The following is a 21,113-nucleotide window of genomic DNA, read 5'->3' as shown; positions in this document are numbered from 1 at the left end:
AGGGCTGATCCCCTCCCGTTCCTCCCTGTTTCTTCCTGCTTCCTCGACGGTCCGGGGCCGTGTGGTGCCACATCCACCACACGGCCCCGGACCGTTCGCGGGAACGGGTGGACCGGTCCACCGATCCGGCCACCCTCCGGCGGCTCATGGATCACCTCATGAGACGCCGCGGCCGGTCTCCCGGCCGTCGGGTTCGCTCCGCCCGGCACCGCCCCTGCTCTTTTCGGCCGCGCACGACGGGAGAGCGACACCGGCGGCACGACCGGCTTCCCACCGCGGTGGCGAGAGCCGTTCCGTTCTCGGGCCCCCGGGGACGATCACCCGTTTTCCCGGCCCTGCGGTGCCGCGCGCTCCGGATTCCGGCAGGTGGCGTCCACGAGCGGGACCACACGCAGCGCTGCGTCACCCGCACCCCATTCGCACCTGCGCACGGGAATGGGCCGTCGGCGCACCGCCCCGTCACGGACTCGTGTGCCCACCGCCGAGCCGCGACGATCGACGCCACGTCCCGAACCGCACCCTCCGCGGCCGGGGCGGCCTGGCCACCCCGACTCGAACATGCAACCCTGACTCGGCCCCATGTTCGACACATCGTCAGGCACGCGTCCCCACCAACGCGCCCCGGACACGGAGCTGCCCATCGCCCGGCCCGGTCGCGACGACACCAGCTTTCTGATGCGGGGAAGCTCCCTCCGCCCCGCAGGAACGGAGTCGCATATGGCACACGGTCGCACCAACTCGCCGAACACGCACGACGGTTCGCCGCCCACCTTCGGTATCGAGGAGGAATTCCTGCTGCTGGACCCGGGAACGGGCCGCCCGGCGGCTCAGGCGCCCCTCGTCCTGCGCGGTGCCGCCCCCGCCGCCGGTGCGCTGACCGAGGAGATCACCCGGTTCCAGGTGGAGGCCGCCACCCCCGTCTGCCGCTCCGCCGCCCAGGCCCGCCACCACGTCGCGGCGGCACGCCACGCGCTCTCCGAATCCGCCGAACACCACGGCCTGGGCCTCGCCGCCGTCGGCTGCGCGCCGTACGGCGCCCCCGTGTACCTCCCACTCACGGACAAGCCCCGGTACCACCGCATCAGCAGCCGCTTCGGCGACCTGGTGGAGTCCCACACCGTGTGCGGCTGTCACGTGCACGTGGGCATGCCCGATCTCCCCACCGCCCTGGCCGTCTCCAACCACTTACGCCCCCACCTGCCCGCCCTGCTCGCGATCAGCGCCAACTCCCCCTACTACCAGGGGCGGGACACCGGTCACGCCAGCTGGCGCAACATCCTGTGGTCCCGCCTCCCCTCCGCCGGACCACCGCCACTGTTCCGCACCTCGGACGACTACCACCGTGCCGTCGACGCGTTGTTGAACTGCGGTGCCGCGCTCGACACGGGGATGGTCTACTGGTTCATCCGCCCCGCCCCGCGTCTGCCCACACTGGAGATCCGCGTCGCCGACGTGGCCGCCACCGCCGAGGAGGCGCTGCTGCTCGGCCTCCTGGTCCGCGGCCTGGCCGCCACCGCCCTCCGCGCCGTCGCCGACGGCCGCCCCGCCCCCGAGGTACCCGACCAGGTGCTCCGCCTCGCCCTGTGGCGTGCCGCGCACGACGGCCTGGAGGGGGACGGCCTGGACACCGCCACCGGTGCCCTGGCGCCGGCCCGCGCACTGCTCGACCGTTCGGTGAAGGCCGCGCTTCCCGGGCTGGACGCCTGCGGTGACACCGCCGTCGTCACCGGCCTGGTCGATCGACTGCTCCGCTCCGGCAGCGGAGCCCACCGCCAGCGTGCCGCCCACGCACGCCGCGGCCGGTTCAGCGACGTCACCGCCCTGCTCGTCGAGCAGACCCGCGCGCCATCGCCCGTACAGCGCCCCTGACCTCGGACGATCCGGTCCCGCTCCGGACACGGGCGGGCGGCGGTACGGGACGGCGCATCCCGCCTGGGCCGACCCGGCCGTCGGCCGCGCCCGACCACCGGCCGGCAGTTCCCCGGCCGCCCCGCCCCACGTCCTGGGACATCGGACATCGGCGCGGACCGACGCCCGCGACGCCATGGCACACCACGATGTCGGGCCCGGTGCGACGGCAGGACGGGAGCCGGAGCACGGCCGAGGCGCCGCCCGTCGGACGACACCGCCCCCGTCGGCCGCCCGTGCCCCGGTGCACTCGCCGTCGCCCGAGGGCCTTCGGGCCGCTCGCCGCCGCGTCCGCCGGGGCGGCTCGGGGCGCGGCGGTGAACCGTGCCGGTCACGGCACTAGACTCCACCGGCAGCGGCGTCCTGCCTGATCGGCGCCGCATCGCGGAAGATTCGGCGGGTCTGGACGCACGGCCGTGCATGGTGAGTACAAGGTCCCGGGCGGCAAGCTCGTCGTCGTCGATCTGGAGGTCGAGGGCGGTGCGCTGCGGAACGTGCGGGTGGCCGGGGACTTCTTCCTGGAACCGGACGAGGCGATCCTGGCGATCGACGCGGCGCTGGAGGGCGCTCCGGCCAACACCGACACCGCCGGACTCGCCGCCCGGATCGACGCGGCGCTGCCCGCCTCGACGGTGATGCTGGGTCTCACCTCCGAGGGCGTCGCCGTCGCCGTGCGCCGGGCCCTCGCACATGCCACCGAGTGGAACGACTACGACTGGCAGCTCATCCACGAGGCTCCGCAGTCCCCCGAGCTGCACATGGCGCTCGACGAGGTCATCACCGCCGAGGTGGCGGCGGGCCACCGCCCGCCCACGCTCCGGGTGTGGGAGTGGGCGTCGCCCGCTGTGATCATCGGCAGCTTCCAGTCGCTGCGCTACGAGGTGGACCCGGCGGGCGCCGAACGCCACGATGTCACGGTTGTCCGCCGCATCTCCGGTGGCGGTGCCATGTTCGTCGCAACGCAAAGGCACTACGAGATCGCCGTCTAAAGCCATCGGGAAACGTCACCTGCCGATCAGTCGCGAGCAGGCCCTCGCCGCTCTCGCCGAGGGGATCCGGGCGTGCGCGCACTGCCGACCGGACACGGAGCTCGGAGTGCTGTGAGCAGCAGCCGGGCGCATCCTGGAGGGATGAGCGTCCCGATAGTCGTTCACGGCCTGTGCCGCACTGGCGGACGGAGGGTCGCTATCAATGGAAAGGTCGTCGGGCTCGCCCGTAATGACAGCGACCTCGTCGAATTTCTGAGGCGTGCCGGGCTCAATGACGCCTGGGAAATCGTCGACGACCCGCACTGGATCGAATGGCGCGGCGGGCGAGCGCACAGGTACGAAGCAGCGTGACGAATACGGTCAGTCCGCTCGGCAGGTTTGTTGTGAAGAGTTAAATAGATGATGTCGGCATGGTCATGCGAATCGATCCCTTCCGCGACATGGACCGGCTGACGCGGCAGGTGTTCCGCTTCCAAGCGGGGCGCCGGGAATCCCGATCGAAGCCTTCCGGGAAGGCGACGACTTCGTCGTCGAGCTGGATCTCCCCAGTGTCGAGCCCGACTCCAACGACCCGGGTGTCGAGCGGAACGTGCTCACCCGAGGGCGGAGCGCCGGACCGGCGCGTCCAGCGACGACAGCGACGTGCTGATCGCCGAACGCCTGACCGGAGCCTTCAGCCGACAGCTGTCGCTGGGCGAGACGCTGGACACCGACCGCATCACCGCCGCCTACGAAGCAGGCGTGCTGCGAATGACCATTCCGTCCGCGGAGCGGGCCAAGCCGCGGACGATCGAGATCAGGGCCGGAAACTGCTACCCGAAGGAGATCAACGCCTGAGTGCAGCGAAGCCGAGGCGCGGGCAGCACTTCGTCCCCGCCCCCTCGAACCGCTGTTCCGGCTGCCGTCAAGCAGCCCGCAGTCGTGTAACACATTGAAAGGAGCGAGTGATGGCACGGGCGGTAGGCATCGACCTGGGTACGACCAACTCCGTGGTCGCCGTCCTCGAGGGTGGCGAGCCAACCGTCATCACCAACGCAGAGGGTGCCCGGACCACGCCGTCGGTGGTCGGCTTCTCCAAGAAGGGTGAGGTGCTGGTCGGTGAGGTCGCCAAGCGCCAGGCGGTGACCAACATCGAGCGCACCGCACGGTCGGTGAAGCGGCACATGGGCGAGACGCAGTGGCGTTTCCCGGAGTCCGGTGACATCGACGGCAAGCGGTACGCGGCGCAGGAGATCTCGGCGCGGGTGCTGCAGAAACTGAAGCGGGACGCCGAGGCGTACCTCGGTGAAGATGTGACGGACGCCGTCATCACCGTCCCCGCGTACTTCAACGACAGCCAGCGCACGGCGACGAAGGAGGCCGGTGAGATCGCGGGCCTGAAGGTGCTGCGGATCATCAACGAGCCGACATCCGCGGCGCTCGCGTACGGCCTGGACAAGGAGCAGGACCAGACGATCCTGGTGTTCGACCTCGGTGGCGGCACCTTCGACGTCTCGCTGCTGGAGATCGGCGAGGGCCTGGTCGAGGTGAAGGCCACCAACGGTGACACGCATCTGGGTGGTGACGATTGGGACCAGCGGATCGTCGACCACCTGACCAATCAGTTCAAGAACGCGTACGGCGTGGACCTGTCCAAGGACAATATGGCCACGCAGCGGCTGCGCGAGGCCGCGGAGAAAGCGAAGATCGAACTGTCCGCAGCAACCGAGACGTCGATCAATCTGCCGTACATCACCGCGTCGTCCGAGGGCGCGCTGCATCTGGACGGGAAGCTCACCCGGGCCGAGTTCGAGCAGCTCACTCAGGACCTGCTGGACCGCTGCAAGGGTCCGTTCCACAGCGCGGTCAAGGATGCGGGGATCGATGTCTCCGAGATCAACCACGTGATCCTGGTGGGCGGTTCGACCCGGATGCCCGGGGTGACCGAGCTGGTACGGGAGCTGACGGGCAAGGACCCGCACAAGGGTGTGAACCCGGACGAGGTCGTCGCCATCGGCGCCTCGCTCCAGGCCGGTGTCCTCAAGGGCGAGGTCAAGGACGTCCTGCTGCTCGACGTCACCCCACTGTCCCTCGGTATCGAGACCAAGGGCGGCATCATGACCAAGCTCATCGAGCGCAACACCACGATCCCGACCAAGCGCTCCGAGATCTTCACGACGGCCGAGGACAACCAGCCGTCCGTGCAGATCCAGGTCTACCAGGGCGAGCGCGAGATCGCGGCGTACAACAAGAGGCTCGGAATGTTCGAGCTGACCGGCCTGCCGCCGGCCCCGCGCGGCGTCCCGCAGATCGAGGTCGGATTCGACATCGACGCCAACGGCATCATGCACGTGACCGCGAAGGACCTGGGCACGGGCAAGGAGCAGAAGATGACCGTCACCGGCGGCTCCGCCCTGCCGAAGGACGAGATCGACCAAATGATGCGCGACGCCGAAGCACACGCCGAGGACGACCGCCGTCGACGTGAGGACGCGGAGACCTGCAATCAGGCCGAACAGTTCGTCTACCAGACCGAGAAACTCCTCGCTGACAACGCGGACAGGCTCCCCGGCGACGTGAAGGCGGAGACCGAGGCAGCCCTCGCGGACGTCAAGGAGAAGCTGAAGGGCGGGGACACCGCCGCGGTCCGCACCGCCCTGGAGGAGGCGGCAGCGGTCTCGCAGAAGATCGGCAGCTCCCTCTACGCCCAGAAACAGGGTGCCGCGAGCGGAGCCAGTTCCGGTTCCGCTTCCCAGGACGGGTCTGCGAGCGGTGAGGAAGACGTCGTCGACGCGGAAATCGTCGATGACGAGAGCGCAGAAGGAGGTGCGGGATAAGCGGGCCGAACAAGTCCCGGCCACCGCAGAAGCGGACGCCACCTGTGGTGGTACGGGACAACCAGCGCATCGATCCGGTCACTCCAGCCGAGGAAGCCCGACCATACGGCAGCCGAGCGGAAGACGAAGCACGGCGAGGAGCGCGCCCTTCCGGGAGCCGAGCACGCTCCGGCGGTGGCCGACCGGGCAGCCGGACTGGCGGCGCAGCTCGCCGAGCGCACCGATCACCTCCAGCGGCTGAAGGCCGAGTACGACAACTACGAAGGGTGCAGCGCGACCGCCTGGCGATCCGGGAGATCGCGGTGGCCAACGTCCTGGCCGGGCTGCTCCCGGTACTCGACGCCACCTCGAAGCGGATGCCACCAGTCGGGCTCGACATGGATCTGGCGCAGCGCCTGCTTGTGCTGCTCGGTATGCGTCGTGGTCGTGGCGGAGGTTATCTTCTTCTGGGCCCCGGGCTTGGCGACCCGGTCGGTGACGCAGGTGTCGTACCCGCCGCGCTCGGCACGGGCCTGCTGGTACAGCGGGTCCGCCTCGGACTTGTCGGCGACCGCTTTCGCGGTGGCGAGCGCCTTTTGGGACTTGATCAGCTCAGGAGCGGCTTGGTGGGTGGCGTCCTGCCTGAATCCCTTGGACGTGTTGAAGCTGCGGAAGAGGACCTCGATCTCATTGTTGCTCATTGGCTCTGACGGCAAGATCGCCAAGGATGCCAACGGCAAGACGCTGAGGGTCAAGACGCGCGGCCCGGAAGCCGCGCAGCGGCAGAGTCGGTCACGTTCAGTAACCGCTTACGGCGAGCGCTGCATCGATCTCTTCGAGGAACGGCTCCAGATCACCTGGGTTGCGCGAGGTGATGAGAGTCCAGCCACAGGAGTCATCCTTGATGACCGGCTCGTCGGCCCATTCGCCACCGGCATTGCCGATGTCTGTCCTCAGCGAGGGGTAGGAGGTGAGCCTCTTACCTGTGGTGACACCCGACTCGACCAAGGCCCAAGGTCCGTGGCAGATGGCCGCTACGGGGCGCCCGGACGACGTGAAAGAGCGCACGATCTCCGTCGTCGAATTCTGCAGACGCAGTGCATCGGCGTTCAACGTGCCACCCGGCACGAGCAGGAGGTCATATTCGGCCGGGTCGACGTCGCTCAGAGTGAGTTCGGGTCGGATGGTTTTTCCGGGAGCTTTGTCGCCGACCAGGGTCTGGACGTCGTCAGCCGACACAGCAGCGACGTCCACATCGGCGCCCCAGCCCCGCAGGTGTTCGAGGGGCACCAGCAGTTCGTCCTGCTCGACGCCGTAGTTCGTGACGATGGCCAGCACCTTCCGCATGCTCACGTCGTTGTCAGACATTCCCAGGTCCTTTCAGGTCGGAACGGTCCGCCGGGAGTGGTTTGGCATCGTGGGTTCCCCAAATTTTTGCGCTTGTGCGGCCTCGCCAGGCCTCCCGGCCCGCGGGGACCGATCGGAACCTGCGCCAGGCCGGAGCTCAAACGCCGCGCTGATGATCACGGAGCCGCGTGGAGACTCGACACCGAAGGCAGCGCCGTGCGGGTCGGCCGTGCGGTGATCACCCGCTACGGCCCGGCCGATGGTTCCGCCACCGTGCTGGGAGGCCGCCTCCGCTGCCGCGTCAGCATTCGGTACGGGGAAGTAGACGTTCCAGCGCGGACTCGTCCGCTCGCCGCTCAGCACCGCACCGGCCTGTACTATCCGGGCTGCCACGCTTCCGACATCCCGGAGCGCGACGCCGCCATGCTCGTAGCGGACCTCGCAGCAACCGTGCCGGGCGCAGGCCCACTCAAGCACCTCGCCGTAGAAGATGGCGGCCTCGAACATGTCTCCTGCGTGCAGTTCACATCGCCACGGCCGGTGTGCGCGCCAGGACTCCCAGTCGGCAATCAGCTGCCCTTCCCAGATTCCGAAACGATTGCCCTCACGGTCGGCGGCCAGCACCCCGCGACCGAGGGGAAGGCGGACCGGACCCACTGCGATGGTGCCGGTGCGTTCCACGATGCGGGCCGCGGCCTCGTCGGCGCTTGTGACACAGAAGTAGGGCGTCCAGTCCAGGGCCACCTGCAAGGCCGGTGTTGTGCACCCCAGGCTCGCGGTGGGCACGCACGCCCAGAGTGCCATCCTGAAGCCCTCCCCTGGGGAGGTGCGTCGGAACTCCCACCCGAGTACGGCGCCGTAGAAGTCTTCGGCGGCTCGGGGGTTCGGCGTGGCGAGGCTTGCCCGACAAGGGGCACCGACAGTGCATCCGGCCAGTTCCGTGACCTCTGCCGGTGGTCTGTGTGACCGGGGCGGGCTGGGCGTGGAAACCATGGCGGTACCTTACGAGGCGGACACAACCCCTTTGTCAGCATGCACGTTTGGCCCTCCGGCGGCGAACGGACAGCGGCAGCTGAAGCGGGAAGCCACTGTGCTAATCCTCCGCCCATGCGCTGAGCAGGCATAAGAGACCTCGGAGAGAACGCTGCGTGCAATCCGTGTCACGGCCGGACGCGGCCGGCAATCCTACTCCGATGCGGCCTCCCGCCTTGAGCTTCGAGAGCAATCGGCTGGGGCAGGCCGGCCTGCCTGACGACCCGAGGAGCCGGGAGCTCGTGCGGCCTCGCCGGAGGCATGCTCGGAACGTGCGTCGCACGGCAGCTTGAGTGGACACAGCCGCGCGCACCGGGCGAACTTCGGGGCACGGTGGAAGCATGGTGGGAGAGGGCGCGTTCGCCGTGATGAAGACCGACGCATGCAGTCGTTTATGGGCAGCTCCTTCAAAGTGACGCAATCCCGCGACGCCCTCCTCTCGTGCGCACTGGGACATCCTCGCCACCGCGCAGGACGAAGGGACGAGCAGCGAGGATCATCACCGGTGTTCCTTGCCACGGCGCATCCCCCGGCCGCGCTGCGGGCGAGGGACCCGACCGCGCTCATACGCGGGCGCGGTCTGTTTTGCAGATAGCGGCCCAATTCCGTAGCTGACGGTCTCTTCCCCGTGTGAGATGCCGACTGTGGAGCCAGGACCCTGGGGTGTTGCGAAGCAGCGACGCGAGAAAGGACGAGAGCGATGACCACGGAACCTTCCCCCAAGGGCCCCGGGCCAGTCCCCAGTCGGCCGGACCCGGTGCCACACGACCCGCAGCCGCCGTCCGAGCCAGGTCCCAGCGAGCCCGAGCCCCAGCCAGACGCGGAGCCGCCCCCGGCGCCGGGCCCCGGTTCCCGCCCGGTTCCTGAGCCGCCCGACTGATCGGAGAGTGCCGCTCCCGCGGCTCTTCCTTCCATTTGCTCGTGAGCGCGACACCTCACCAATTGCGACCTCGGAGTGATCGACACAAGGTGGATTACGTCATTCCCACGGGTGAAGGACAGAATAGCCATGGGTAAGGCAAAGGCGAAGGCCAAGCAGGTCAAGGGTAAGCTGAAGGAAACCGTCGGCGATGCCACGGGCGACAAGGACATGCAGACTGAGGGCCGCGGCGAGCAAATAGCAGGCAAGGCCCAGGAGAATGCGGCGAAGGTGGCTGAGCGACTGAAGAAGTCCGGACAGTAGTACCTGCGTTGTGGGCCGGGCAGCTTTCAGGTCCACTCGGACATAGATGAGATGAGCGCAGACAAAAGCCGCCCTCCTCAGCGCCTCTTTATACCGAACGCGCACTATCCCGCCGCCAGCTGCGTCGACTGCAAGCCAGCCGACACTTGCTCCGCTGAACGCCGGCCCGCCCTTGTTATCGGAGCGTGGCAGCGGGTCAGTGCGGCGTGTCTTTCTTTCAGTGCTTGAAGGTTTCCTTGCCCTTCTCGATGACCTGCTTCACTTTACCCTTCACCTTTTGGGCCCTCCCCTTTCCCTCCAGCCTTTCGTTACCCACGGCCCGCCCGACCGATTCCTTTGTTTTCCCCTCCGCGATTTCGCCTATGTTCTTGGACTTCTTTCCGATACCCATTTCGTTCTCCCTGACGTCATTCGGGTGGTGGCAGCAGAGTTCCGAGAGGTCCGAGATCCAAGTTGAGATCTTGCATGGAAAGGTCGTACCGAGAGCAGAGTTCAATCATACGACTGTGCAGAATCATCAAAGTTGCTCCTAGGCGCTCTTCCTGTTCCTCAGTGAGGTCTCCTGCGTCGACCCGCTGAAGGGCTTGGCGCTCCATGAGCTGTCGTAGCAGCTCGACGAGTGTGAGTACGAGTTTGATCAGGTCCCGTTCCACCGTGTCCGGGGCGGTAATGATCCGATGGGCCGGCCTTCGCGCCTCCGTACCGCCCCGGGGCAGGATGTCCTGCGGCACTGCGGGCAGCATGCGGAAGGCGCGGGCGGCGGCATCGGCGATCTCGTCCAGGCGACTTCCGGGCGGACGGTCCTTACCTGACATGGTCGTCTCCTATGGGTGCTGAAATGGCATGCCACGGGGAAGGATTCTGTTCGCTGATGGAGACGATCAGCGCGCGCAGCGATATGCGTACGAGGTCGATATCGGCGATGGAGAGCACGACGTCTCCGGTAAGGACCACGCCTCCGCTGAGCAGCCGGTCCAGCAGGTCGATCAGTGCGATCTGCCGTTGCGGCAGCGGCTCCTCCGGCGGAGCCTCCGGCCTGCCCGCCGCCCTCACGGCGTGGCCCTCTTCAGCGGTTCGGCTTCGGTGAGGGTGGCGAAGGAGTACGGGGCCCATGGCCCCGTGACTTCGACGCGTACCCCGGGTAGTCCTTCTGCGGCCTGCATGACATCGGCGCGAAAGTCTTCAGCCTGTTGCAGCGGCACGAGGTAGGCGTCGTTGATGACGTTCTCTCCCGGCCCGCGGGCGAGTTCGCCTTGCTGCGGCCGGTGCTGGACGCGATCAACCGCATAAGCGCGGGCGGCGGCCTCGACCCGCTCGGCTGCCTGTCCGGCGTCCCGATAGGCGTCTTCGCGGGCGTGCCGCTGTGCTCTGCGGTGGCTGAGGTAAGCCCGCCCGGGGCTCAGACCCGCATCTGTGGGTGGGCCTGCTGGCCTCTCGGCCTCGGCGGCTGCTTCGACATAGATCTTGACGCCCCACTCCACCTGCGCTGCCAGGTCGGTCAGTCTGTCGGCAAATGCCTCGTGGCGGGCCCGGAGCATGAGTCGCACCCGCTCGTCGTCGAGGTATACCGTAGCCAGACGCAGTGGCAGGACGGCGGTGCGGGCGGCCAAGGCATCAATCACCCGGTGATGGGCCCGGGCCACCGACTCCAGCCAGTCCAAGTCCTCAAGATGCGCTCGCAGCGCGGCTTCTTGGAAGTCCCGCTCGGGTACCGGGCTCACGGCGACGACCACATCGTCGACCACATCGTCGTTGTGCCCTACACGCACTAGATTCACCGGCGCCTCCGCCACTCCAGGGACCCCGGACAGAGCTTTTTCCAGCAATCCGTCGGCGTCCCGTGCTATGGCGTACGCGTAGGAGATCGTGGGGGTCATGGCTCGTCCCACCTCTCGCTGTGGGGGCTGGGCTCTGCCCGTTTGGTGCGTGCGGTGCGGCGGGGTGCCGTGCTGCGGGGAGCCGCGGCGCGGCTCTCCTCGTCCTTGGCCGGTGGCAGCTCACGGCCCTCGCGCAGCGCCGTGATTTCAGCCTGCAGCCGTTTGTTCTCCTCGGCGAGTGAGCGGCCGTCGTTGGCGCGTGACGACAGTGAGGGATCGTGCTCCCACCAGTCAATGCCCATTTCCTTCGCCTTGTCCACCGAAGCGATCAGCAGGCGCAACTTGATGGTGAGCAGTTCGATGTCCAGGAGGTTGATCTGGATATCGCCTGCGATGACGATGCCTTTGTCCAGGACACGCTCCAGGATGTCGGCGAGATTGGCCGAGGAGCCCTGGCCATACGGGGCGGACCTGGACGGGAGGTTGCCCAGCCTCCTGGCGACGGGTTCGGTCACGGCTGCTGCACCTCAATTCCCTGGTGTCCCGTTGCTTCGACGGGAGCGCGTGGCAATGCGCCTGTTCCACCGGCTGCGCGATCAGGTATCGACGCCCTGGACATGGGCCCTGATCTCGTCCAGCCGGTCCAGCAACTCGTCCTCGCGCCGGTCGAAGCTTTCCTCGTCGATTTCTCCCGCCACGAGCGCTCGCTCAAGTGCGGCGAGTTCCCGTTCGACGGGGGCTGGGTCGTAGTACTCGTTCTCCGCGGCCTCGACGACGCGCTCCATGACCCAGGCCACGCCGCGCACCGGCGCCAGCGGAAGAGTCGCGAGTTGAGTCAGCAGTCCCATGAGGACTCCTTAGACGAAGCTGTAGGCAGGAAGTGGGCCGACCAGTCGCAGGTCGAAGTCCTCTCCCAGTTCCTTGGCTATATCCTGTTCCGCGCCGAGGAAGGTCTTCTCGTTGTCCCGCTCCACAAGGAAGGACACATTCAAGAAGTCGTTCCCGGTCGGCTGCGACGAGCGTTCTTCCCGCGCGAATCCGCGCAGCGCATCGAGGACTTCGACGGCGAGCCGTTCCTGCCGCGCTTGCACTTCTTGGGATACCAGCTCCCCGAGGGCAAGCGGCAGTTCCGGGCTGCTGCGGCCGCTTCTGATCTCCTCGTTGAGTTCGCGTGCCTCGTCGGACTCCTGAAGGATCTGGCGCAACAGCGCATCCTCGTCCTGGGCGGCCTTCAGGTGGTATTCTGCGCAGCCCTCCAGCGCCCGCAAGCGTTCGCTGAAATTATCCATGCCGTCCTCCAGGACCGCTCGTACAGCTTCGTCGTCCACCGCAGTGAAGCCGAATTGCAGTGGCAAGACGGTGCCATCGGCCATCAGCTGTTCCTGGACGGCCTGGTGTGCGCTGAGGTCTCGGCGTTTGGGACGCAGCTCCTCGGGCGCGTCGCTGACGACCGCGGACAGCATTTCGTTGTGCACCGTGCGGAGGGTCGCAGGCGGGTCTCCCACCCCGTGGAGGTCGTCCAAGCGCTGCGGATGGGTGGCCAGGACAATGGAATACACGTATACGGCCATGGTTCACTCCTCACGGCGTCGGGCGGCAGGCCGACGCCGCGGCCGCTCCCGCCTCTCCTCGGGCTCCTTGCGCCTCTTTTCTGACTGCTCGGCCTCCTCATCGTCATGCCCTCCCTTCAGGGCATCGGTCAGCACGTCAGCGGCCCCACTCAGAGCCCCCTTGGCCTTCCCATGTGCTCCGCCCTCGGTCACCTCGCCGACCAGGTCGGTCAGCTGAGACGGAGCCTTGCGACCCTCCTCCAGGTCGAGGCGGTTGCAGGCCTCCGCGAAGCGCAGGTAGGTATCCACGCTCGCCACGACGATGCGGGCATCGATCTTGAGGATCTCAATGCCCACCAAGGACACACGCACAAAGACATCGATCACCAGGCCGCGGTCCAGTATCAGCTCGAGGATGTCGTAAAGGTTTCCCGACCCTCCTCCGCCGGCCCTGGAGATGGTTCTTCCGCCCTGCGGCACCATAGTCATGGTGCCTCCTTTCAGCAGCTCACACGTGACTCCGGACGACGCCGCTTCCGTTCGTCCGTCGAGCGATGCAGCAGTGGTATTCCGCTAGCCACGCGGGTCGATCTGAGATCGGGTATAGCGGCGGGTGCGCTCGTACGCCAGCAGTTCGCCTTCCTCGTCCAGCGTCACCCGGTAACTCGCCATCACGCTGGTAGTGCCGGGGATACGCTCCAGCTCCAAAACTTCCACGTCCGCCTCCCAGCCGCCCTCCGTCGGCTTCACCGCCGAGACGGACTCGGGTGCTCGCCCCAAAAGCTCCTGGAGCTGCTCAGCCGCATACCGCATGGCCCGCGGGGCCGAAACCCGGCGGGCCGCATGCTTCGTTTCGCTCGTGCGGCTGCTGGCCCGTCCGGTGCTGGTTCTCCTGGCGGTCTTCTTGGCGGGCTTCTCGCTGGACGGACGCCGGACGCGCCCTGTCTCGTCCTCTTCGCCTACGGCCATGTTCCCGCTCCGGAATCGGAGACGACATAATGCCCGCGTCACCTTCACAAGACGCCGTTCCATGATATACGGCCTGAGCCGACCGCATCTCGGATGCCTGCACATTGCTTCAGCGCCGGGCGCAGCCTCCTGACCGCGTGCCCTAGCCTCCCCACTGGCTGCGTAGCGCCATCGCTGCCGCATAAGAAACGCTGTGAGTGGTGGGGTGGTGGGGGTGGTGAGCACGCTATCCCCCGAGGAAGGAATCGCTTCCACTGAGGCCCTGGGCGCTGATGACGAACGCAAAAGGCGATCAGCGTCATGCGTGTTTCGCAAGTGGTGGAACGCCGGTGTTCACTCTTGTTGACCTGTTCTCCGACGGCCCATCGTTGGGGCACAGGTCATGGCAGGCACACGCACCCATTCCCTGAGCAGTTGCCCTTGCGGTGCGTAGGGATCACAGTAAAAAGAGAGGGCATGTGCGAGATCGGAGAACACCGTGATCATTCTCGGAATCATTTTGCTTGTCGTCGGGTTCGTGACCGGGATCTCCATACTGTGGACAATCGGGATAGTTCTCGCGGTTATCGGGGTTGTCTTGTGGATCTTGGGGTCGCTGGGGCACGCGGTCGCTGGTCGAAGGCACTACTGGTAGCCCGGCAGAGTCTCGCCACTCAGCGACTTGTATAGGAGCCTTTCTTCGCTGTAGGTGTTTTTCTGGCCTTTGATTGGAGGCAGCCGCAGATTTTAGGCGCTGCCGACCCCGAAACACTTCGAGCAAGCCTCCGAACTGGTCGCCGAAGGCCATAGCCCCTGACCGCGTCGTCTGTGGCGACGACGTGGATGAGCACGTGCGGGCGGTCCACGCCCACGTGGAGGCCGACTTTGACGAGGCGCACGTCAACGCAGCAGGGGTTCTTCGACCTCTGCGGCAGCAGCGTCCTGCCTCAGTTTCGTGATGGCTGCAGACTGATTCATGACCCGCCCCTTCACGTGCGCAACGGGCCGATATCACGATGTGCACAACGGGCCACTCAATGAACCTTTTTCATCCTGAATAGCCGCAGGTCATCAGGGTGTGGACGGCCTGGACGATGGTGCCGACGCGTCGGGTGGAGCATCTGCTTCGCCGGAGGATCCGCCACTGCTTCAACTGAGCGAAGGCGCGTTCGCCGGGCACCCGGAGCCGGGCGCGGTCACGGTTGAACTGCTGGTAGCGCTCGGGCTGTTCGCGGTGGCGGTAGTACGGGTGCGGACAGTGGCGCGGGCTCCCTGATAGGCGCGGTCCGCAAGAATGAGGATCTGCCGGGTCAGGTATGCCTGGATGATGCCGTGGGCGCGGGCTGCGGTCAGATCGTGGGTGCGGCCCGGCGTCGCGCGGGAGAACCCACAGCGGTGTGCCATCGGGGCGGGCGATGACCTGCACGTTCATACCGTGCTGCTTGTGTTTCTGGGAGTAGTACGGCTTGTCGGCTTGATGCGGTCGGTGGCGATCAGGGTGCCGTCGACGATGACGAAGTCGCCCTCGCCCAGTCCGGTCAGGGCCTCGTGCTGGCCCGGCGCCCATGCCGCGAGAACGTCCAGGGTCTCGTCGACGTACCTCCAAGCCGTCACGGTCGAGACGCCGAACCCAGCCGCGAGCTGGGCGAACGTCTCGTTCTTCCGGAGATGGGCCAGGGCGAGCAGCGCCTGTTTGAAGCAACCGAGCTGTCGCCAGGGCGAGTTCAGTTCACGCCTTCGGGCGTAGATGAGCCAGGAGACATGCTCGACGAGCTCGTACGGTACGTCGGGCATGGAAGGATACGGAACCAACAGGGCCCCTCGGTCGCTGGTGTGATGAGTGAGATCACCACGCAAACGACCAGGGGCCCTGCCCTGTCACGCCCCCGCCCACCAGGCCATTTCACCCTCCCGGCACAGGATGAAAAAGGTTCGATGTCCCGGTCAAAGCGGAAGCCGAGGAGCCATGGCTTTGACGCGGCGTACTGGATCGCCACCACGCCGGGTACCGGCTGTCCCCCCAGCACCGACCTGACCGCAGACGTCACAGTCATCAGCGGCAGCATCGCCGGCCTATGCACCTCATGGGAACTGGTCCGGGCAGGTGTGGACGTTGTTGTCCTGGAGGCGGACCGGATCGCCGCGGGCGTGACCGGATACACCACCGCCAAACTGGCGGCTGCGCATGGCTTGGTGTACGCGCAGTTGAGAGCGAAGCATGTCGCCCGCAGCGCCGGCTGTACGCGCTATGACAACGGACGCGCTCGACCGGACGGCCGCTCTCCGCGCCGAACTGAACATCGACGCTGACCTGGAGCACTCACCCGCCTACACCTACACACGGGATCCGCAGCACATCGATGCGGTCAGGGACGAGGCAGAGGCCGCACGGCAGACAGGCTCGACGCGTCCTTCGTGACCTACATGGAGCTGCCCTTCGAGGTGGCCGGTGCAGTACGCGTGGCGGGGCAGTTGCAGTCCCACCCGCGGAAGTTCCTGGCGCGCCTCTTGCCGAAGCAGCGCCACCTTTGCCCCGGACGTCAACGGCCGTCCGCGCCGCATCGTCGCCGCTATCCGCAAACGGCACCGGCCCGTGTACGAACTCCTATCCTGAGGAAGCCCGTTGCATGGAATCAGAGCCCCGAAACGGGTAGGCCCCCTGCCTGAAGGCGACGCCAGTCACGGCGTCACCTCTGTCGTCCCCGCCCCCTGGAGGGGGTTACGTCCTCTTCCTCTCCTTCTTCCCCTTCTTCCTCGTATTCACCTTCTCCTTCGTCCTCGTCCTCAGGCTCGCCCTCAGGCTCGTCCTCGTCCTCGTAGTCTTCGTCCTCCTCGTCCTCGTAGTCTTCGTCCTCCTCGGCCTCGTAGTCCTCAGGCTCCTCCTCGTAGTCCTCGTCCTCGGACTCCTCGCCTTGTGCGTCCTCCTGCTCGGCGGCCTCTTCTTCCATGGCGTCTTCGTGGGACACGACGACTTCACCATCCCGGATTTCACCGCGCCAGCCCTCGGGCTCTTCCTGGGCGAGGGTGACGTATCGCTGAAAGTGCTTGAAGTCGAGTCGCATTCGGCGCCCTTGGGCGCGCCACAGGTTGCCCGTCTTCTCGAAGAAACCGGACGGGTAGTACTCCACGACCAGGACGATTCGAGTCAGGCTGGGGGCCAGCTCATGGAAACTGACCGCACCACGGGTAGTTCCCTTGGCTCCCTCGGATGTCCAAACTATGCGGTCGTCGGGAACCTGTTCCTGGACAGTCGCTTTGAAGCTGCGCGAGGAAGGGCCGACTTTGACCTTCCAGTCACTGGACATCTCATCGCTCTTCGAGACGTCGCGAACGCCCTTCGCGAAGCTGCTGAACTGGTCGTACTGCGTCCAGTAGTCGTACGCGACACGCAGGGGCACTCCCACATCGAGAACCTCGATGATGTTCATGACCTTGCCACCGCTCGACTTGCGTTTACCCTTTCCGCCGCCGAACGCTTCCTTGACCTTCCCCACGACTTTGTCCTTGACGCCCTTGGCTTTCTCTCCGAAGAATGCCTTCAGTGGGGAATCGCCCTGGAGAATACGGGAGCCGATCGCAGGAAGCGATCCGCTCTCCGCCACATCGGTGAGCTTCCCAGTGACATCGGTAAGTTTGTCACCCGCCTTCTCGGCGAGCCTCTCCACCTGTGCACTGAGGAAATTGGACGCCTCTTCGCGAAGCCGGTCCGCACCCGACATCTGTGCCGGGGGCTGGCCTGTTTTCGTCCTGGTCATGACTAGCTACCTCCGACGATCGGCGCGTGTGGACGCTACTCGCTTCGACGGCGTCGTCTTCCGGGCGGCGGATTTCTTGGCCGGAGCAGTTTTCTTCGCAGCCGTCTTCTTTGGCAGGGCCGTCTTCCGGGCAGCAGACTTCTTGGCCGGAGCAGTTTTCTTCGCAGCCGTCTTCTTTGCCGGGGCCGTCTTCCGGGCAGCAGACTTCTTGGCCGTCCGAGGCTTCTCTCCATGGGCGGGTGCGGCCTTCTTGCGCGCCGTGCCTCCTCTGGGCTGGGCTGATTGACGAGATCTGCGGCGCTGCCTCGCTTCCGGCTCTTCCTCTTCCTCCTCGTATTCCTCTTCTGGCTGCTCCTCCTCTACCTCCTCTTCCTCCGCCTGGCCCTCTTCGTACTCGGCCTCCGGCTCTTCCTCTTCCGGTTCCTCCTCTTCCTCGTACTCCGCGCCTTCCTCTTCCTCCCCCTCATCCTGCTTCTCACCGAGCCGGGCCGTACGGTCGCTGATGGCGTCGGCCAGCGAACTCATGCCCCGGTCAGCGGCGGCAGCCACTGCCTTACGGCCTGCGTCGAAGACTTCCCCTTTCAGCTGCTCCTGCAGCTCGGCAAACTGGGGAATCTCCCCCAGTCTGCGCATCCCTTCGGCGGCAAGCTGTCGGGGTTCCAGGCCGAATCGCCTCCCTGCCAGGTACGTTGCAATGGTCAGGGCCAGCCGGCCCTTTTTTGTTCGGCCCAGCACATAGCCGCCCACTATTGCGGCCGCGAGGGTCACCTTGGCTTTGTCATCCATGAGTACGTCACCTTCGATCGTTCGGTGCGGGGCCGACCTAGCCGGTCGAGTAGCCTTTCCTCTTCCTGATTCGAACTCCCTCCGTGCCGGTATCTCCGCCTTCAAGTTTCCGGTTCAGTACAGCCAGCCGGCACGGAACACTCGCGAGTCGTACAGTTCGCGCTCGGCAGTGTCGCTGAGCCTCCGCCACCCCGATCAGACCACGGACCGGTGCGATGGGGAGCGTGAGAAGTTTCGTGATCAGTCCCATGGCCAGACTCCGGCGACCTCAACGTGAGTGCCTGCAGCGGCGACGAAGTTGCAAAAAAGGCAGCAGGCCCGCAATACGCAGCTTGACGTGTTCGCGGTGCGCGTCTCCAAATCGCTCCGCCGCGTTTCGGAAGTCGTGGCTTTCGCCACGGGGCTGTCGTTCTTCTGCCATGCATTCAAGTCTGATCGGTATCGGGCGCCTCGCACCTTGAGCGGAGCTAGCAGGCGCATCAGCCGGGGTGGGCGGCTGCTGTAGGGATCGCTGATTTGGGGGTGTATCGGACGACGGCACGAGCCCATCCTCCATCTGCTGTGTGGCCATGGTTTCCTGGCCACACGTAACGTTTTCGCCGCGACCGTCCAATCTCTTCCGCCGCGCCTTCGGCGTTCCCTGCCCTGTGACCAGGGCGTGGAGATGGCTGCCCACCAGCCGTGCACCAAGTCCACAGATATTCGGTCTACTTCCGCTACACGACTAGGGCGTGCTTCGAAAGTAGCGCCGTCCGCCCGGAGGGCGGGGTCGGGGGCCGGACACCCCCGACCAGGCCGGACTCTCGAAACACGCCCTAGCCCTGGGGCGGCGCGGCTCGAAGAAGCACACCAACGGCCTGCTGCGACAGCATTTCCCCAGGGACATTGACTCGTCCCACACTCCTGAGCAGCTGGAGGTGGTGCCGCTGTCTCAGCAGCCGACCACGAAAGGCGCTCAACTCAACCCCAGCCGAGCGTCTCTCTGAGCTACTGGACCCAGTCAGCTGACCAGCTGTTGGGGCTGGCCCTTGTCACTCACCCCGTGTCCTGAGGCATTCCTTCGACGACTTCCGCAAGTCGCCGCAACATGCTGCGGTGTCGGATCTGCACGAAGGCGTCGACAACTGTGTTGTGGAGACTCCCTCCCAGGCCGCGCAGCGGATGCTCGTCGAGAATGACCAGGGTCTTCTCGTCCCGCGGCCGGATATCGAAAGCGATCCGTGCCGTACCCAACGGCCCTCCGTGCACTTCGAGTTCAAGTGCGCGCGGGGCGTCGAGACGACGGACCGTCGTGCGCCCGTGGAACTCTTTCGACCCCACACGCGCCGTGTATTTGATCGACGATCCGGCTTCCGGCCAATGCCCGTTGCCCGGGGCGGAGTCCAAGGTCCCCACCACCCAGTCCGGGTAACGGCTCTCGTCCTCCAGAACCGCCCAGAGCACGGGACGGTTCCCGGGCGATGAGCTGATGACGTACAGCCATGTGTGCTCCCATCCGGGACGCTGAATAGCACGCGGCATCCGAGCACGCCGGGATCACAGCCGCCGTTGGACATCACAGCGGCCGCGTGACGAGGAGCCGAAGCAAGCGGCACTACCAGTAGTGCCGTCGACCGCCCACTGCATGCCCGACCGCACCCAGGATCCAAAGTACGATGCCGATCGCGACGAGCACGATACCGATGGTCCACAGGATCGATATGCCGGCCACCAGGCCGATGACCAGCAGAATGACGCCGAGGATGATCATGGCGTCCTCCGTTCTCCCAGGTCTTTTTAGTATGCGCCTCACACGTATGCACGGCGATACAGACCGCGCGAGGAGCTCGTCCACCAGACCGGGGGAAAGGCTATGTCACGAGGACAGGCACACTTCCGCACGGCCGTCATCATCGCCCGAGCGCTCGTCACCAGCGACGCCATGACGCGACGCATCAACTTCCGACAAACATCCTGAAAGCGCGATTCAAATCGAGGGGTACTGCCCCGTCTGCACGAAGAGCGGCATCTCGCGTAACGGAACCCACTCCAAGACGGTACTGACCGACATTTCGACCCCATGAAGACCGCCGTGCCCAGGGACCGTGAAGGCGCGTTCGAGCCGAAGACCGTGCGCCAGCGGCAGAAGCCTCTGCCGGGCGGTCAAGGCCCGCGGTCCTTCCCCAGCGAAGACCTCACTGAGGCGCGCACTGAATGCCTTCGACATCACCCTCGAAGGCAGGCCGTCTCCCAGCAGCCCACCAGATACCTCAACAACGCGAGCCACACCGCTCGTTTGGCAGCCCCGAAGGAGAGCCTGCCGTGGAGGTATCGCAATCCACACCGAACCAGAAGGCCTCACTCGTTCAAGATCACCGCACCCATGCCATACCCCTCACCAACCCCCATGGACAGAACGCCTAGACGACGCGGCGGGCGCGGTGGCGGACTTCCCGGAGCCGGATCTCCGACGGGAGGCGGTCCAGGCCTGCCGAGTCCCGTGCGTGTGCGAGCGTTTCCCCGCTCAGTTGCTCCAGAGTCCGCGCCGGTTCTGCGTGAGGCTTGAGCAACAGCCGTACTCGTGCGGCCGGAGCAGCACGCCGACCCGTCAGCCGCACATGAGCCCGCGCGATCCCATCCAGCACCTGCGCCTCTTCCTCGATTGCGCCCTCCAGCGCACGGCCACTGAGTCGGGCCGCCGCGTCGCCTTCGCTCTCGATGAGGACCTGGCCCAGCCGGTGTCTGTGCAGCTGCGCCAGAAGCCACCAAAGCAGCAGCGCGAGGAGCACGACGAGCACCGCAATGACGGCCGGCCACCACCAGTCCTCCTCCCGCCATCGGGTGCGTCCCTCGGTGCCCAGCACGACATCGTCCGGACCGCGGAAGGGCCACCAGCCCGGCACGTCGAATCCCCAGTGGCGCTGCAGATCCAGCCCACCCAGCAGCACGCCGCCACCCAGGGCGAACAGTCCAAGGCCGAGCAGCCCCAGCAGCACCCGGTTCACTGCCTTTAGCATGGGACAT

Annotated in this window: 25 protein-coding genes and 2 pseudogenes; 9 read left to right on the top strand and 18 right to left on the bottom strand. The window is 66.3% G+C overall.

What is annotated here, in order from left to right:
* The first annotated feature begins 717 nt into the window (after positions 1 to 717).
* The 6 genes and pseudogenes from ACFC79_RS22060 (at position 718) to dnaK (ending at position 5,713) form a co-directional block, all read left to right on the top strand.
* Positions 718 to 1,869: a glutamate--cysteine ligase gene (locus ACFC79_RS22060; protein ID WP_376242583.1), complete on the top strand. Its 1,152-nt coding sequence runs from the start codon at positions 718 to 720 to the stop codon at positions 1,867 to 1,869.
* Between the two features lie 455 nt (positions 1,870 to 2,324).
* Positions 2,325 to 2,861, top strand: a pseudogene (locus ACFC79_RS22055) (biotin/lipoate A/B protein ligase family protein); the annotation flags it as partial.
* Entirely contained in the window at positions 2,818 to 3,012 is a 195-nt protein-coding gene (locus tag ACFC79_RS22050; RefSeq protein ID WP_376242581.1) for a DUF6233 domain-containing protein, read from the top strand. The pseudogene ACFC79_RS22055 and the gene ACFC79_RS22050, both read left to right, overlap by 44 nt.
* A gap of 26 nt (positions 3,013 to 3,038) precedes the next feature.
* Positions 3,039 to 3,248 (top strand): hypothetical protein, encoded by a 210-nt coding sequence (locus tag ACFC79_RS22045; RefSeq protein ID WP_376242579.1) that lies wholly within the window; start codon positions 3,039 to 3,041, stop codon positions 3,246 to 3,248.
* A 291-nt stretch (positions 3,249 to 3,539) separates the two neighbouring features.
* Positions 3,540 to 3,734: an Hsp20/alpha crystallin family protein gene (locus ACFC79_RS22040; protein ID WP_376242577.1), complete on the top strand. Its 195-nt coding sequence runs from the start codon at positions 3,540 to 3,542 to the stop codon at positions 3,732 to 3,734.
* Positions 3,735 to 3,844: 110 nt separating this feature from the next.
* On the top strand, positions 3,845 to 5,713 hold the full coding sequence (gene dnaK / locus ACFC79_RS22035; RefSeq protein ID WP_376242575.1) for a molecular chaperone DnaK: 1,869 nt from the start codon (positions 3,845 to 3,847) through the stop codon (positions 5,711 to 5,713).
* Positions 5,714 to 5,970: 257 nt separating this feature from the next.
* Here the strand turns inward: dnaK and ACFC79_RS22030 are convergent, their stop codons facing one another.
* From ACFC79_RS22030 to ACFC79_RS22020, 3 genes are all read right to left on the bottom strand, one after another.
* Complete coding sequence (locus tag ACFC79_RS22030) at positions 5,971 to 6,393, bottom strand: hypothetical protein (RefSeq protein ID WP_376242573.1); 423 nt, start codon at positions 6,391 to 6,393, stop codon at positions 5,971 to 5,973.
* A gap of 97 nt (positions 6,394 to 6,490) precedes the next feature.
* On the bottom strand, positions 6,491 to 7,060 hold the full coding sequence (locus ACFC79_RS22025; RefSeq protein ID WP_376242571.1) for a type 1 glutamine amidotransferase domain-containing protein: 570 nt from the start codon (positions 7,058 to 7,060) through the stop codon (positions 6,491 to 6,493).
* 12 nt (positions 7,061 to 7,072) lie between these two features.
* Positions 7,073 to 7,843 carry a VOC family protein gene (locus ACFC79_RS22020; RefSeq protein WP_376242569.1) on the bottom strand — a complete coding sequence of 257 codons (771 nt, stop codon included), beginning with the start codon at positions 7,841 to 7,843 and terminating at the stop codon, positions 7,073 to 7,075.
* A 1,237-nt stretch (positions 7,844 to 9,080) separates the two neighbouring features.
* Between ACFC79_RS22020 and ACFC79_RS22015 the strand changes: the two genes are divergently transcribed.
* Entirely contained in the window at positions 9,081 to 9,254 is a 174-nt protein-coding gene (locus ACFC79_RS22015; protein ID WP_376242567.1) for a CsbD family protein, read from the top strand.
* A 217-nt stretch (positions 9,255 to 9,471) separates the two neighbouring features.
* Here the strand turns inward: ACFC79_RS22015 and ACFC79_RS22010 are convergent, their stop codons facing one another.
* From ACFC79_RS22010 to ACFC79_RS21970, 9 genes are all read right to left on the bottom strand, one after another.
* Positions 9,472 to 9,645 (bottom strand): CsbD family protein, encoded by a 174-nt coding sequence (locus ACFC79_RS22010; RefSeq protein WP_376242565.1) that lies wholly within the window; start codon positions 9,643 to 9,645, stop codon positions 9,472 to 9,474.
* A gap of 16 nt (positions 9,646 to 9,661) precedes the next feature.
* Complete coding sequence (locus tag ACFC79_RS22005; RefSeq protein ID WP_376242563.1) at positions 9,662 to 10,069, bottom strand: gas vesicle protein K; 408 nt, start codon at positions 10,067 to 10,069, stop codon at positions 9,662 to 9,664.
* A complete protein-coding gene (locus ACFC79_RS22000) occupies positions 10,059 to 10,307 on the bottom strand; it encodes a gas vesicle protein (RefSeq protein WP_376242561.1) in 249 nt (82 codons plus the stop codon). Before ACFC79_RS22000 ends, ACFC79_RS22005 begins: the two co-directional genes overlap by 11 nt.
* Positions 10,304 to 11,131 carry a GvpL/GvpF family gas vesicle protein gene (locus ACFC79_RS21995; RefSeq protein ID WP_376242559.1) on the bottom strand — a complete coding sequence of 276 codons (828 nt, stop codon included), beginning with the start codon at positions 11,129 to 11,131 and terminating at the stop codon, positions 10,304 to 10,306. Before ACFC79_RS21995 ends, ACFC79_RS22000 begins: the two co-directional genes overlap by 4 nt.
* A complete protein-coding gene (locus ACFC79_RS21990) occupies positions 11,128 to 11,586 on the bottom strand; it encodes a gas vesicle protein (protein ID WP_376242557.1) in 459 nt (152 codons plus the stop codon). The genes ACFC79_RS21995 and ACFC79_RS21990 overlap by 4 nt, the downstream gene beginning before the upstream one ends.
* An 81-nt stretch (positions 11,587 to 11,667) precedes the next feature.
* Entirely contained in the window at positions 11,668 to 11,919 is a 252-nt protein-coding gene (locus tag ACFC79_RS21985) for a gas vesicle protein GvpG (protein WP_376242555.1), read from the bottom strand.
* A 9-nt stretch (positions 11,920 to 11,928) separates the two neighbouring features.
* Complete coding sequence (locus tag ACFC79_RS21980) at positions 11,929 to 12,642, bottom strand: GvpL/GvpF family gas vesicle protein (RefSeq protein ID WP_376242553.1); 714 nt, start codon at positions 12,640 to 12,642, stop codon at positions 11,929 to 11,931.
* A 3-nt stretch (positions 12,643 to 12,645) separates the two neighbouring features.
* Entirely contained in the window at positions 12,646 to 13,110 is a 465-nt protein-coding gene (locus ACFC79_RS21975) for a gas vesicle structural protein GvpA (protein ID WP_376242551.1), read from the bottom strand.
* An 84-nt stretch (positions 13,111 to 13,194) separates the two neighbouring features.
* Complete coding sequence (locus ACFC79_RS21970) at positions 13,195 to 13,590, bottom strand: gas vesicle protein (RefSeq protein ID WP_376242549.1); 396 nt, start codon at positions 13,588 to 13,590, stop codon at positions 13,195 to 13,197.
* 478 nt (positions 13,591 to 14,068) lie between these two features.
* Between ACFC79_RS21970 and ACFC79_RS21965 the strand changes: the two genes are divergently transcribed.
* Positions 14,069 to 14,224 carry a DUF6131 family protein gene (locus ACFC79_RS21965; RefSeq protein ID WP_229846355.1) on the top strand — a complete coding sequence of 52 codons (156 nt, stop codon included), beginning with the start codon at positions 14,069 to 14,071 and terminating at the stop codon, positions 14,222 to 14,224.
* A 393-nt stretch (positions 14,225 to 14,617) separates the two neighbouring features.
* Here ACFC79_RS21965 and ACFC79_RS21960 read toward each other — a convergent pair.
* A pseudogene (locus tag ACFC79_RS21960) lies at positions 14,618 to 15,422 on the bottom strand (transposase family protein).
* 395 nt (positions 15,423 to 15,817) lie between these two features.
* Here ACFC79_RS21960 and ACFC79_RS21955 point away from each other — a divergent pair.
* Positions 15,818 to 15,988 (top strand): hypothetical protein, encoded by a 171-nt coding sequence (locus ACFC79_RS21955; RefSeq protein ID WP_376242547.1) that lies wholly within the window; start codon positions 15,818 to 15,820, stop codon positions 15,986 to 15,988.
* Between the two features lie 268 nt (positions 15,989 to 16,256).
* Here ACFC79_RS21955 and ACFC79_RS21950 read toward each other — a convergent pair whose 3' ends face one another.
* The 5 genes from ACFC79_RS21950 to amaP form a co-directional block, all read right to left on the bottom strand.
* Entirely contained in the window at positions 16,257 to 17,324 is a 1,068-nt protein-coding gene (locus ACFC79_RS21950; protein WP_376242545.1) for an SRPBCC family protein, read from the bottom strand.
* Between the two features lie 6 nt (positions 17,325 to 17,330).
* On the bottom strand, positions 17,331 to 18,110 hold the full coding sequence (locus ACFC79_RS21945; RefSeq protein ID WP_376242543.1) for a histone protein: 780 nt from the start codon (positions 18,108 to 18,110) through the stop codon (positions 17,331 to 17,333).
* Positions 18,111 to 19,145: 1,035 nt separating this feature from the next.
* Positions 19,146 to 19,553, bottom strand: a complete 408-nt coding sequence (locus tag ACFC79_RS21940; RefSeq protein ID WP_376242541.1) for an SRPBCC family protein — start codon at positions 19,551 to 19,553, stop codon at positions 19,146 to 19,148.
* Positions 19,554 to 19,704: 151 nt separating this feature from the next.
* Positions 19,705 to 19,860 (bottom strand): DUF6131 family protein, encoded by a 156-nt coding sequence (locus ACFC79_RS21935; protein ID WP_164495245.1) that lies wholly within the window; start codon positions 19,858 to 19,860, stop codon positions 19,705 to 19,707.
* Positions 19,861 to 20,509: 649 nt separating this feature from the next.
* Positions 20,510 to 21,106 carry an alkaline shock response membrane anchor protein AmaP gene (gene amaP, locus ACFC79_RS21930; protein WP_376242539.1) on the bottom strand — a complete coding sequence of 199 codons (597 nt, stop codon included), beginning with the start codon at positions 21,104 to 21,106 and terminating at the stop codon, positions 20,510 to 20,512.
* Positions 21,107 to 21,113: the final 7 nt, after the last annotated feature.

Origin of the sequence: Streptomyces sp. NPDC056061 (genome assembly GCF_042266885.1) — a bacterium.
GTDB lineage: Bacteria > Actinomycetota > Actinomycetes > Streptomycetales > Streptomycetaceae > Streptomyces.
This window is presented reverse-complemented; position numbering and strand designations above follow the sequence as displayed.

Bases quoted from the DNA above. Each gene is read 5' to 3' on its own strand.
- ACFC79_RS22060 (WP_376242583.1), top strand. From the start codon at position 718: ATGGCACACGGTCGCACCAACTCGCCGAACACGCACGACGGTTCGCCG.
- ACFC79_RS22050 (WP_376242581.1), top strand. From the start codon at position 2,818: ATGTCACGGTTGTCCGCCGCATCTCCGGTGGCGGTGCCATGTTCGTCG.
- ACFC79_RS22045 (WP_376242579.1), top strand. From the start codon at position 3,039: ATGAGCGTCCCGATAGTCGTTCACGGCCTGTGCCGCACTGGCGGACGG.
- dnaK (WP_376242575.1), top strand. From the start codon at position 3,845: ATGGCACGGGCGGTAGGCATCGACCTGGGTACGACCAACTCCGTGGTC.
- ACFC79_RS22030 (WP_376242573.1), bottom strand. From the start codon at position 6,393: ATGAGCAACAATGAGATCGAGGTCCTCTTCCGCAGCTTCAACACGTCC.
- ACFC79_RS22025 (WP_376242571.1), bottom strand. From the start codon at position 7,060: ATGTCTGACAACGACGTGAGCATGCGGAAGGTGCTGGCCATCGTCACG.
- ACFC79_RS22020 (WP_376242569.1), bottom strand. From the start codon at position 7,843: ATGGCACTCTGGGCGTGCGTGCCCACCGCGAGCCTGGGGTGCACAACA.
- ACFC79_RS22015 (WP_376242567.1), top strand. From the start codon at position 9,081: ATGGGTAAGGCAAAGGCGAAGGCCAAGCAGGTCAAGGGTAAGCTGAAG.
- ACFC79_RS22010 (WP_376242565.1), bottom strand. From the start codon at position 9,645: ATGGGTATCGGAAAGAAGTCCAAGAACATAGGCGAAATCGCGGAGGGG.
- ACFC79_RS22005 (WP_376242563.1), bottom strand. From the start codon at position 10,069: ATGTCAGGTAAGGACCGTCCGCCCGGAAGTCGCCTGGACGAGATCGCC.
- ACFC79_RS21995 (WP_376242559.1), bottom strand. From the start codon at position 11,131: ATGACCCCCACGATCTCCTACGCGTACGCCATAGCACGGGACGCCGAC.
- ACFC79_RS21985 (WP_376242555.1), bottom strand. From the start codon at position 11,919: ATGGGACTGCTGACTCAACTCGCGACTCTTCCGCTGGCGCCGGTGCGC.
- ACFC79_RS21980 (WP_376242553.1), bottom strand. From the start codon at position 12,642: ATGGCCGTATACGTGTATTCCATTGTCCTGGCCACCCATCCGCAGCGC.
- ACFC79_RS21975 (WP_376242551.1), bottom strand. From the start codon at position 13,110: ATGACTATGGTGCCGCAGGGCGGAAGAACCATCTCCAGGGCCGGCGGA.
- ACFC79_RS21970 (WP_376242549.1), bottom strand. From the start codon at position 13,590: ATGGCCGTAGGCGAAGAGGACGAGACAGGGCGCGTCCGGCGTCCGTCC.
- ACFC79_RS21955 (WP_376242547.1), top strand. From the start codon at position 15,818: ATGACAACGGACGCGCTCGACCGGACGGCCGCTCTCCGCGCCGAACTG.
- ACFC79_RS21950 (WP_376242545.1), bottom strand. From the start codon at position 17,324: ATGACCAGGACGAAAACAGGCCAGCCCCCGGCACAGATGTCGGGTGCG.
- ACFC79_RS21945 (WP_376242543.1), bottom strand. From the start codon at position 18,110: ATGGATGACAAAGCCAAGGTGACCCTCGCGGCCGCAATAGTGGGCGGC.
- ACFC79_RS21935 (WP_164495245.1), bottom strand. From the start codon at position 19,860: ATGATCATCCTCGGCGTCATTCTGCTGGTCATCGGCCTGGTGGCCGGC.
- amaP (WP_376242539.1), bottom strand. From the start codon at position 21,106: ATGCTAAAGGCAGTGAACCGGGTGCTGCTGGGGCTGCTCGGCCTTGGA.